This is a genomic window from Lysinibacillus sp. NPDC092081, assembly GCF_044755845.1.
Lineage (GTDB): Bacteria > Bacillota > Bacilli > Bacillales_A > Planococcaceae > Lysinibacillus.
In genome coordinates this window covers 1-11,486 of sequence record NZ_JBIVRU010000028.1, presented here as the reverse complement: position 1 = coordinate 11,486, position 11,486 = coordinate 1, and the positions used below count along the sequence as shown (strand labels likewise).

Below are 11,486 nucleotides of genomic sequence, written 5' to 3'. Positions count from 1 at the left end.
CTATATTGTTAAGCACTTTATTCTATGTAGGTGTTATTGCTTTAGATTTTGTCAAAGTAAGGTGCCCGAGAAGCACTTTCTAAGGCACCTCTGTTATCTGCTAAGTTGTAGGTATATAATGGTACTGCTTTTCTATTTTACCCGTTTCCTCGAAGCAGTCAACTAAAATCCTCATAGAATATTAGAAATTATTTTTTCACTTATGCATCTTTAATATACGTAACTTGCGCCAATTTAGCATTTTTTATTTTAATTTCTGCATTTTTCGCTGCAGTAATCCCTGTAAAAGTTCCCGTTTTAATTCGATAATTTGTACCGTCCTGCTCCATGTAAACAAGCCATCCGAACGTTGTTTTCATCACCTGTGCTGCGCTTTCTGCTGCTTTAAGGGTACTATACGTTCCCGTGAAAATTCGATATTTTTGTATTTCTACTGGAGGATTTTGAATATCCCCAGCGTTTTTTACCATGTCAATAAATTGTGACCAAGGTACTTTTCCAGCTCGAATATTACGAGGGCAATTTTTCCCACTAAAATAATTGTGTTGAACAATATTCTGAATGGCTATATTTTCATCTTTTATTATTTTTGCGATAAGACTCGCCGTATTTTCCACAGCTTTTAAATAATCCCCATCACTATTTACGCAAATTTCCACTTGTATTCCTTGACTATTACCAACGTAAGTTCCTGTTCCCCAGCATTCCCAAAAATGTTCAAATGATTGTACAGCTTCCTTATCATCTACTTGCCAATGCCAGCTAGCTTCCCTACTATTGCCATTTATCTGTAGACGAGCATGGGCGTCAGCATCAGCTCCAATGTCCGTATTATCGGTTTCATGAACGACCATATACTTTTTTGCATTATTTTTACCATTTGTTATTTTGATTGCTTGTGAAGTTGATACTAGTTTTTGGCGAATGGTTACCAAAGGTTTTCCCCCCTTTCTTTTTGTCATAATGTAAAAAGTGGGATGAGTGAACTTGTAATCATACTATCTTAACATTCGTAGTTTAAAGATAGATATTTTAAGTTCATTCTATATTATGTACCTTTTGTAACTTCTTTTATGTTTTTATAAGTATTAATAACCAAATATTCATACTCGAAATTTACTAATGTTTATTTTGGGTTTGCACGAAGCAGTTTTTAACTCAGTTCTCTTAATTTTTTTATAACAGAGTGTACTGTTAACCTATGAAAAGTAAGAAGCTGCCCCTTATAAATGACAGAAAAAACACCGTACGGAGTTGGTGACAGTTCCATCAACTCTTCTCTATCTTTAAGATCAATAAGCTCAACTGGTATATTCAATTTATTTGCACCAGCTATAATATTTTCTGTTGCAATTTCGACATAAGGACATTGGAACGAACGTAAAATCGTTAAGTTATTAAATTTTTTTAATCTCTCCTCCCAATCATTCGGAAAATAGGGTTGTTCGTCTACGTTACTCATTGGGTAGACAAGTAATTCAAAATCATATGGCGCCGTATCTATAAGTTGAAAATCGTTTTTCAAAAAAATCTCTTTACTTGGCGCCCAAGACGTTTTTGAATTAGAAATAACAACAACCCCTTTTTTTGCTAGCTTTTTGGCATCTTCTAAACACTTATTGATTAAACGAGTACCGTAACCTCTCCCCACTTCACTTACCCATAAACAATGAATCACTAAATAACCATCTGCATGAACCACTCTTGAGGAATATTCCGCTTCTGTATATTCAATAAACCCTACTTGTTTTTTATTGTCGATTACTTGTACATATTTCAAGCCTTCTTCAAATCTATTGTTCAGCCAATTGTTCTTATTTAAATATCCACTTGATTTCTTCTTACTTCTAAGACAATAGCTTCCATTTCCCTCTAAAAGCTCATTATTATATTCAACTAATTCAACATTACACAATGCCAATCCCCCTCTTCATGTTAAGGTAATTATACCTTTTTTAAGCGTTTTTTGTCGTTTAAGAAGAAGTTCTGTAATATTAAACAAAATGAATGTGACAGATTATTATGATGTTAAATGGAAAAGTCATTTATAGAAATAAAAAAATCAGACTAATACCATTTTAGTCTGATTTTCTAAATAAAAAATCATTCATTAAATACCCAAAGCAGAGCTAATTTAGTATAGACTGAAAAAAGTATTTTTTCCCTCATTATCAAAACTGAAGATAACATTTGCTTTACCGTCCATAAGTTGAATGGAGTGGAGGCTGGGCGACTTCTTTGGGATCTAAGAGCATCACGTCCTGTGATAACACATCCGTGACCAACATCCAGTTGCTCCGACGCCCTCAAGAAAGCGCTCAGCCGGAACGTAAATCAACCCCACGTTATGACAACAAACAAATAAGTGACACATTAAGTTATAGTTCATACATTACGGATTTTTATTGTTATTACCTTTCTTACTCTGTGCGTCGAGTAATTCAGAAACTGTGACAAATCGATATCCTTGACTTTCAAGTTCAGGTAATATTTTTTCCATTGCTTGCACAGTTTGATGGCGATTTCCGCCTCCATCATGAAAAAGAACGATATTTCCTTCTTTCACACCGTTTAACACAGTGTTAACAATTCTATTCGTACCTGGACTTTTCCAATCTAATGTATCTAAATGCCATGACCACATAACTACTTTATATCCTTCTTTAGCAATTGCTTCAATCATTGCGTCTGAATACTGGCCTTCAACTGGTCGGAATAAAGTAGGCTTAAATCCGGTGATTTTCTGAATAGTGTCATTTGTTTGATTGATCTCCTTAAGTAAATTCGAGACATTCGTCCTTAGGGGATGAGTAAATGTATGGTTAGCTAATTCATGGCCTTCCTTATACATTCTTGATATTACCTCAGGATTTTTTTGTGCATTTTGACCAACAATAAAAAAAGTTGCTTTCGCATTATATTTGTCTAATACATCTAAAATCTGAGACGTGTACTTTTTATGTGGCCCATCATCAAAGGTAAGAGCAACAATTTTTTCATCGGTATTGATCTCCCAAACGATTTGTCCTGCTTCTTCATAATACTTTCTTCCTTTATTTTCATATTTTTCTGCGCCGACTTTTACATATAAAAAGGAGACAGTTAAAAGGCAAATAGGTAATAAAAATAGGAGTTTTTTCAAATCTTCACTTCCTCAAATAAAATATTTAGTACCTTATTATTTGAGGAATGTTAAAAAAAATGCTCTTTTTAAATATTTTGTTGTAGTATATACCTTTGTGATAGCAGCTAAAGGTTGTCATTTCAATGATTTTGTGATGAAAATCTGTTTTTTCAAATGATGTTCCATATGTTCAATGTAGTCTTGGATAAGCCAATGAAGAGTCACTAGTTGATTATTTTCAAAGCCACATTGAAGAGCAAGTTTTTCATCGGGGATATTTTTAATAACATATATAATTTTTTTATTTAAGCTCACCCATAGATTCATTACTTCATCAAAAGGTAACTCTTGATACCCTTGAATTTTCACCCAATGAACCTGGTCATACGGAGTTAATACAAATGGTTCCTTTTCGTATTGTATTTTAATGAACCTTTCCAGATTATTAATGGCGGAGTCACATAAATGGCCTAATATCTCTTTTTTTGACCATTTTTGAGGAGCTGGTCGTTGTGAAATCTCTATTTCAGACATTTGACGAAACTCTTCAGGTGCCTTATTTATCCAAAAATATAATTGATCTATAGTACTTTGCATATTTTTCACACTCCTAGGAATTGATTAAATTAGCTATTTATGAAAACTTAAATAATAGTCAATTAATTTAATGACCTCGTATATTTTTTTATATTCTTTTTCTATTTTATAGGAAATAAACAATATAGCTACATTAAAACTCAAAACTGCTAGAGCGACGATTTGGACAAGTGAGATCCCAATCATCAATTTTATATTGATGGCTGAGGCAATTATTGTAATCAATGATAAGATTACACCACACAATGTAATATAAATTGGCTTAGATCTAATAATTTCATTTGCTTGCAATTTCAAAACATCTAGTAAATATCGAATTTCTTTCAATTTATATTGTTGATCAAAAATCACAAAATATGACATATAAACATCGTTAGTTATATTTTCATTCAGTATATTTTTATGAATTTTTCTCACTAAGCGATCACAAAAATCTTTATCTAATGCTTTTTCAGGTATGAATAGTTCCTCTTTATTTTCAAAAACATTTGCGCCGGGATGCTTCAAATCCCTCATCCTCTCATACTTGTTTACCTGATTTAATGACCTTATTAAGATTAGAAAACTCGTTTATAGTCAAAACATAGTCACCCAAATTTTTCAGATATTTTAATTATATGAAGGGATGGAAAGGTTGTATGTTATTTTGGACAAAAATTTTATTGTAAGTTTAGAAACTGCTGCAGGAAAAATACATAAAGTACCTTAGAAAAGTTGTTGATAGACAGCTAATGCATCTGTAATATTGAATTGCTCTGTTCGTGAGTCACCATTAGCACCTACTGTTACTAAAATATACTCCTCGCCATTTATCGTTGCTAGACTCGCTAAACATAAGCCTGCTTGCTCTGTGTAGCCAGTTTTGCCACCAATTATTTTACCTCTCGTATTTTCATTTGCATTCAAATTTTTAAACATTCGACTCGTCAGCGTCATTCCCTCTGGATGAAGATTCGTTGACTTTATTGAGTATCTTTCAGCTGTATAAATATCCCTAAAGGTGTTATTTGTTAAAGCATATTGTAAAAGTATAGAAATATCTTTCACACTCGTATAATGATCAGGATGATGGAGTCCTGTTGCATTCCTAAAATGTGTGTTTTTCATCCCTAGCTGTTTAGCTTTTTCGTTCATTAACTTTACAAATTTACTCTCCGACCCAGCAATATAATCGGCTAAACCAATAGAAGCATCTGCACCAGAAGGTAGCATTGAACCATAAAGTAAATCCTCTGCTGTTACCTCTTCATTTGGAAGAAAGCCTGCCACAGAAGCATTTTCTTCATATAAATTCTTAAATATACTTTTAGGAAGCAAAATCTTTTCCTGTAAATTCGGGATATTTTCAATTGCAACTAAAACCGTCATGATCTTCGTCAAAGAAGCAGGATAGATAATTTCATCACTACCTTTGTCTAATAAGATCTTATTTGTGTCTAAATTCACTAAAATAGCGTTTGAGCTATGTAAATTTACATCAAGATTTATTTCACTTTTCTCTGGCAGTTCTTGCTGAGGATAATCAACGATTTCTGGCTTTAATTGTTGCAATGGATTTTCTTTAACAAACAAGTACATCAGAATAATAAAAATCATGAATATTAGGCTATAAAATCCTTTTCTTTTAAACATAAAACAACTCCCTCTCTCTATGCCTCTATTGAAACATAAAAGAAGGAGCTCTTTTTTAATAATCTATTATAGAATTCTTAAGGTTTCTTAAGAAAGTGTTGGAAGCATGACAGTGAACACTGTTTTCTCATCATTACTTGAAGCTGATATCGTTCCTCCATGTGCATGAACTATTTCATTGGCAATTGCAAGCCCAAGCCCCGCCCCACCTGATTGGGTCGATCTGGCAGAATCTAAACGATAGAATTTTTCAAAAATCATCTTTAATTTTTGTGGTGGAATTGTTTTCCCCTTATTTGCAAATGAAATAAATGTCTGGTCATTTTGATGGTGTGCGCTAATATCAATTATACTGTTTTCATCACTATATGCTATCGCATTTTTCAAAATATTATTAAAGACCCTCGCTAATTTATTGGCATCCGCAAAAACCTTTATTTCTCCCTCGATCTTCACAATGGCCTGCTGTCCTTTAGGGGCCAATAAGGGATAAAATTCATCTGCCAATTGCATTAACATATAATTTAAATTAATGGATTCTTTATCTAAAATAATGGACTGTAAGTTAAATCTAGTGATTTCAAAAAATTCATTAATCAACTGTTCTAGCCTATATGATTTTTCTAGTGAAATCTTCACATACTTTTCTTTTTGGTCAACAGGCATGTCCTTTGCCTCATCCAACAGACTCAAGTAACCAATCATAGATGTCAGCGGTGTTTTAATATCATGTGCTAAGTAAACAACTAAATCATTTTTGCGCTGCTCAGCCTCCTGTGCATCCCTTGCCCGTTTTTCTAATTTATTTTTAACATCATTTAGTTTTTTCTCCATAAAATCTAGCTCAGAAGGAAGACGTATTTCCTTTTCTGATTCCTCTGAAAGCATATTAACACCTATGGCAATGTGGTTAAAATACCTCGTAAACCGAGAAAGTGCAATATAAAAAATCACTAGTAGCAAAATAATTAAGCCCATTGCTAACCAAAGGGACTTATTTTGTCGGAATAATATCCCATAAGCCGTCTGTGCCGAATAATAGTCAAGCTGTAGCACGTTTTCACAAAATCGAATAAACCAATCAGCGAAAGGGGCTTGTAAGACACCATCAATAAACACATAGCTTATGAAATAACCGACCAACAATGCTATTACTAAAATGAGCAAAATTTGAAGCATTATTGTTCTTTTTAGTTTTCCAAAATCATTTTTCAATAGTATACCCCACTCCCCAGACAGTTTTTATGAATTTAGGGTTCTCTGCGGAATCATTCATCTTTTCTCGTAAATGTCTAATGTGAACCATTACCGTATTGTTACTGCTATAATACTTCTCGCCCCAAACTTCTTGAAATAATTCTTCTGATGAAATGACACGCCCTCGATTTACACATAGAAACCACAATATGGAGAACTCAGTAGGAGTAAGAGACAGTTGTTTTTCGTTTAACATACATTTTCGGTTATTTTGCTCTAAAATTAAGCCTGAAAAATCAATAATCGGATCATTTTGTAATGTCCCCTGATAATTGTACTTTGTAGATCTGCGAATTTGAGCCTTAACCCTTGCAATAACCTCCAGTGGACGAAATGGCTTTGTTATGTAATCATCCGCCCCTAATGTAAGCCCCGTTATTTTATCTAGTTCCTCTTCCTTCGCTGTTAACATAATCACTGGAAAATGATATTGTTCTCGAATTCTTCGGCAAATTTCGAAACCATCGATGTCAGGCATCATTACATCAAGAATAGCAAGATCCAATTTGATCGAGTGTATACACGCTAACGCTTCCTGAGCATTATAAAATTTATAAACCTTAAAATTTTCATTTTTTAAATAAAGCTCTATTAAATCCGCAATTTCCTTTTCGTCATCAACTACAAGAATATTTATATCCATACTCATAACCACCTTTATTCAAATAGCTTCATCTTTGTGTTCAAAACATTGATTTAACAATATTCCCAGAGGTACTACTAATCACCCAACATCATATCATTCCGTTAAACTTACTGTCATGCAAAGTCTTATTATTTAAGAAAATCTAAAGAATTACACATAAAAAAACCACTCGTTTGAAAACGAAGTGGTCTAAATGATTATTAAAGTGAAATACGAACCATTTGAGCTTTCATTATCTTGCTTGATCATCATAGTAGGCTTCATTAGCTGCCTCTTCATTGGTACCCTTTAAATAAGCTAAAATCATATCAGGCCGTTTCAGTAACAACCAGTCTCCATAATGGTCAAATCGTCTGCATGAAGTAATCATTCCATTTTTAATCGTTCCGAATTTTTTGCCGTTCTTCTTGCCCCATTGTTTTAAACGCTTAGCAAAATCAGCATCTTCTGCCATTAGCATATTCTCGTTAAAACCTTTTATCGCCTGAAAGTCCTTTTTATAGCACCAAAAGATCCCTACAGAGATAAAACCATACTTGAACAGTAAGGGAACAATTAGCAGCATTGTAGAAACTATTATACCCAAGGACATTCTTTCAAAATTACCGTTCACGCCTCCTCCAATGAAATGATTGGAAGCTAAATGCTTTTCAACCTCAGATAGCATGTGTTCTGTCATTCGAGTATCAGCATCAATTGTAATCAAAATATCGCCTTTTGCTAACGCAGCTCCAGCATTTCGAATTTTAGATAAATTTTTATCGTTATTTTCCAATGTCACACAATTGTAGGACTGTGCAATTTCTTTCGTTTTATCCGTACAACGATTGAGCACAACGATCACTTCTACTTGATCTTTATAAGGTTGTGCAGACTTTGCAATTGACTCTAAACACCCACCAATATAATTTTCTTCGTTATGAGCAGGTATGATAATAGAAAATTTCACATCTCCATCAGGAACATCTTTTATAAATGGTGTGCTTTCCGACATATAAAATCTCCTCTCAATAATTAGCTCTCGTTATTTTAATTAAAGTATACGTTCAAATATTTCATTTGATTTTTTTATTTTTGGATTTTTATGTCTATTCTGCAACAAAATGAATTAACTCACATATTACCTTTACGCTCAACATCTAAATTTTCGGACAAAAAAAAGAGTTGATTTTGTGATTATCAACTCTTTTGTCTTATTTTATTTAGGATTTTTATTCATTAGAACATCTTTTATCCCGCATTAACGGGTAGTAATTTATCTGTACCGAAAGCGAAGCGTCAGGTACAAGGTGTTACATTTAAAAAAGTTTGATCAAAAATACCACTCAATCCTACATTTTACAATAAATTAAAAGAAGCCATTTTGAAAAAAGATTGATCAAAATGACTTCTTTTCTAGTATATTTAAGATTGGATTTTATAAAAAAGATTGATCATTTTCTTCTTGTGTTACTCAATAATAGCGCCCGATTGTGGAAGATCGTTATTCCCCGATACCAGCCGTAAGAGAATCGCCTATCCCCAGATAACATAAAGGATTGAAATCCATATTTCACCTCAAATGATTAATTGTATTTTTATAGTATTCAGTTCAGTTACGATTAGAAACTATTTGGTTGTCATACAGCCAGGCATGAGGGACAAATCCCGCTTTGTTGGAAGTAACATATACATATATAAAGTACTTACTATTGAGATGGAAAGGGGGAAAATCAATGCCAAGAGGAACGCATCAGGTTGAGGTGGAGTTACCGATAAATAAGATTTGGGATTTTGTTAAGGATATGGATAACTGGGCTCCACTTATTCCTGGATATATTCAACACCGAAAAATTACTAACCGCCAGTCCACTTGGGAATTTTATAGTAACATCGGATTCATAAAGAAAAAGATTAATCTAATGGCCACTATAGAAGAATGGATTGAACCGACAAGGGTTACTTTTAATTTAAAGGGTTTAAATGAGGAACTTTCAGGCGGTGGCTATTTCCTGGCAGAAGTAATAGCTAAAAATAAAACAAGGATAACAGGCTTTCTTGAGATCAATGCTGGTGGTGCATTGGGACCGCTGGTTAATGAGGCATTAAAGTCTTATCTTCCTAAAGTAACAGAAGAAATGACGATTGGGATCTCTAGAAAATTGGAGGAGCTTAATTAAAAAATGTTGCATAAAGTCATTGCTACACCACAGAAAATGAAAGATTATTACGTTCTTTCATGGGAGTTCAATAAGTAAAAAAGAGCTGCATATGCAACTCAATGTTATACAAGTAAAGCCCCTAATAATCTCACCTGCTCCTCAAATTAGCCCTCATCTATTTAAGATGGGGGCTATTTGACGCTTACGAATTATTTGCGACAATGTTGCTATTCCGAGTCGTTATGCAAAAGAAGATAATAATTGGTTGAATCTATCGCGCTCCTCTAAAAAAGCGCAATGGCCGCTGTATTGGAACGGAACTAGCGTTGAATTTTTGATCAGCTTATTTGTTTCCTCAGCTTGAGTAAACGGAACGACTTTATCGTGAATTCCGTGAATAATTAATGTGGGTACATCGATCTGACCAAGATCGTTGTAAACATTTTCATCCCTAAGCGTGACCATAATGGCGGAAGTCGCCCAATTCGCCGCTTGTAATCCCATTAAAACGAACCAATCGGATTTCAGTTCGGAAATATACTGAAAGAAAAAAATTTGCGTTTGGTCTTGCAGCATTTGCGGTCGGTCATGATTTGTATCCACGATGATTTTATTTGTAAATTCTTTTGGAACGCTAGATGGAGAGGCAGCGTCGACCAGGACGAGTTTAGATACCCCATACCAGTATTGATATTTTCGCTCTATAATAACGCGAATTCAACAGTTGAATTCGCTTCAAAAGGTTAAACAACAAACCAGAAAACGAGCGCTGATTCTTGTTACATAATCGCGCCCGATTGTTGAATATCGTTTTTCAATTAAAGGCCCTGTAAGGGAAGTATAGGAACGATAAAAAATGCAGTTTTAAAGCGTCAAATATACAGGTTTTTATTCAGATAACACACTCTACATAATCTTGAAAAGTACTATCGTAGCCCTGTATATATATTTGCATAAAAAGCTGTATAAACAATATTCAAAGGAAAATCCAAGAAATGTTTGTTTAACAGCATTTCTCGAATTTCGGTCTCTCTCCAAACTTTCATTTGGGACGTTTATTGGGTTTGTTTTGTATACTTTATAAATCTTTAATGAACTAAAGTAATCTTGAATTTAATAAAAATAAAAACGCTTCTTAAACAATTGCGCCCGATTTTTTAAATGCAACAATATACCAAACGATATTGGCAATTAGTGACATAACGCAAAGAACGATCACATATAGAAAATCAGAAACATTATAAGTATCCATTCCCTTTACAAATGCCAGTCCAATTATTGAAAGTGATATAAGTAACCCTACTCCGCAAAAAACTGCCATAACATATTTCATTCCTTTAACTCCTACCCAATACAAAATTAAAGACAGAATATAAAAGACAAGAAACATTATAATATTCAGCCACATACCTAAAGAATTGAATCCACCAGGATCCGGAAAGGGAGATAGCGAAGCTGCAATCATTATAAAACAGAAAAGTAGCCCCGAAATTGTGGTCATTAAGATAACACCATTTCTCATTCTACAACCTCCATAAGAATAATTTTTGGTAAGTTCACTTTACATATAGCACCTCAACAATCTGGCCCGATTGTTGAATAATAAAAATGCACCCAAAGCGTCTTTTACATTTCATTGAGATTCTATTTATATGTTACCGTCATTCAGAACAAGTGGATCGAACAGTCTCTTTAAAATTATCTTTCGCCCAGCCATGTCAAACTGGAAAACCAGTAAATTCACCATTAAGATGCCAAATAAACTGAACTCATGCATTTTACCTCATTCTTTCCCCAGGGTGGAACTTTAAAACTCGGTATAAGAAAAGATTAACATTATTTGATTAATAATCCTATACGCCTTGAGTCTAAATTAATATCCGTCTTAAGCCTTAGTGATACACACAACGAGGCCAAACTGTACATTCTATCATGCTGCGCTAGTTAAAGAAAGAATATTAGCATGCTCAAGTTACATAGAATAATTTTAGTAATAGTAATAAAATATTCGACGACTTAACTTGTTAAAACAGCTATAAACGAATAATTTTATTTAAATATCAATTAAAATTGGGGAGTGGAACATGGG

General features: G+C 33.7%; 11 protein-coding genes and 1 pseudogene. 1 reads left to right on the top strand and 11 read right to left on the bottom strand.

Going from position 1 to position 11,486, the window contains the following annotated elements; genetic code table 11:
* Positions 1–200 precede the first annotated feature (200 nt).
* The 9 genes from ACIQLB_RS23230 to ACIQLB_RS23190 form a co-directional block, all read right to left on the bottom strand.
* Positions 201–935: a peptidoglycan recognition protein family protein gene (locus tag ACIQLB_RS23230; protein ID WP_400731034.1), complete on the bottom strand. Its 735-nt coding sequence runs from the start codon at positions 933–935 to the stop codon at positions 201–203.
* A gap of 218 nt (positions 936–1,153) precedes the next feature.
* Positions 1,154–1,915 carry a GNAT family N-acetyltransferase gene (locus ACIQLB_RS23225; protein ID WP_400731032.1) on the bottom strand — a complete coding sequence of 254 codons (762 nt, stop codon included), beginning with the start codon at positions 1,913–1,915 and terminating at the stop codon, positions 1,154–1,156.
* 477 nt (positions 1,916–2,392) lie between these two features.
* Entirely contained in the window at positions 2,393–3,142 is a 750-nt protein-coding gene (locus ACIQLB_RS23220; protein ID WP_400731030.1) for a polysaccharide deacetylase family protein, read from the bottom strand.
* 117 nt (positions 3,143–3,259) lie between these two features.
* Positions 3,260–3,721: a DinB family protein gene (locus ACIQLB_RS23215; RefSeq protein WP_400731028.1), complete on the bottom strand. Its 462-nt coding sequence runs from the start codon at positions 3,719–3,721 to the stop codon at positions 3,260–3,262.
* 33 nt (positions 3,722–3,754) lie between these two features.
* Positions 3,755–4,228, bottom strand: coding sequence for a hydroxymyristoyl-ACP dehydratase (locus tag ACIQLB_RS23210; protein ID WP_400731026.1), 474 nt, complete (start codon positions 4,226–4,228; stop codon positions 3,755–3,757).
* Positions 4,229–4,426: 198 nt separating this feature from the next.
* Positions 4,427–5,353, bottom strand: a complete 927-nt coding sequence (locus ACIQLB_RS23205; RefSeq protein ID WP_400731024.1) for a D-alanyl-D-alanine carboxypeptidase family protein — start codon at positions 5,351–5,353, stop codon at positions 4,427–4,429.
* Positions 5,354–5,440: 87 nt separating this feature from the next.
* Positions 5,441–6,532, bottom strand: coding sequence for a vancomycin resistance histidine kinase VanS (vanS, locus tag ACIQLB_RS23200; RefSeq protein WP_400731090.1), 1,092 nt, complete (start codon positions 6,530–6,532; stop codon positions 5,441–5,443).
* Positions 6,533–6,557: 25 nt separating this feature from the next.
* Positions 6,558–7,253: a VanR-ABDEGLN family response regulator transcription factor gene (gene vanR / locus ACIQLB_RS23195; protein WP_400731022.1), complete on the bottom strand. Its 696-nt coding sequence runs from the start codon at positions 7,251–7,253 to the stop codon at positions 6,558–6,560.
* Between the two features lie 235 nt (positions 7,254–7,488).
* Positions 7,489–8,250, bottom strand: coding sequence for a glycosyltransferase (locus ACIQLB_RS23190; RefSeq protein ID WP_400731020.1), 762 nt, complete (start codon positions 8,248–8,250; stop codon positions 7,489–7,491).
* 721 nt (positions 8,251–8,971) lie between these two features.
* Here ACIQLB_RS23190 and ACIQLB_RS23185 point away from each other — a divergent pair.
* Positions 8,972–9,415, top strand: coding sequence for an SRPBCC family protein (locus tag ACIQLB_RS23185; RefSeq protein ID WP_400731018.1), 444 nt, complete (start codon positions 8,972–8,974; stop codon positions 9,413–9,415).
* Between the two features lie 222 nt (positions 9,416–9,637).
* Here ACIQLB_RS23185 and ACIQLB_RS23180 read toward each other — a convergent pair.
* A pseudogene (locus tag ACIQLB_RS23180) lies at positions 9,638–10,078 on the bottom strand (alpha/beta fold hydrolase); the annotation flags it as partial.
* A 454-nt stretch (positions 10,079–10,532) separates the two neighbouring features.
* Positions 10,533–10,919, bottom strand: coding sequence for a DUF5391 family protein (locus ACIQLB_RS23175; protein ID WP_400731016.1), 387 nt, complete (start codon positions 10,917–10,919; stop codon positions 10,533–10,535).
* Between the last annotated feature and the right edge of the window lie 567 nt (positions 10,920–11,486).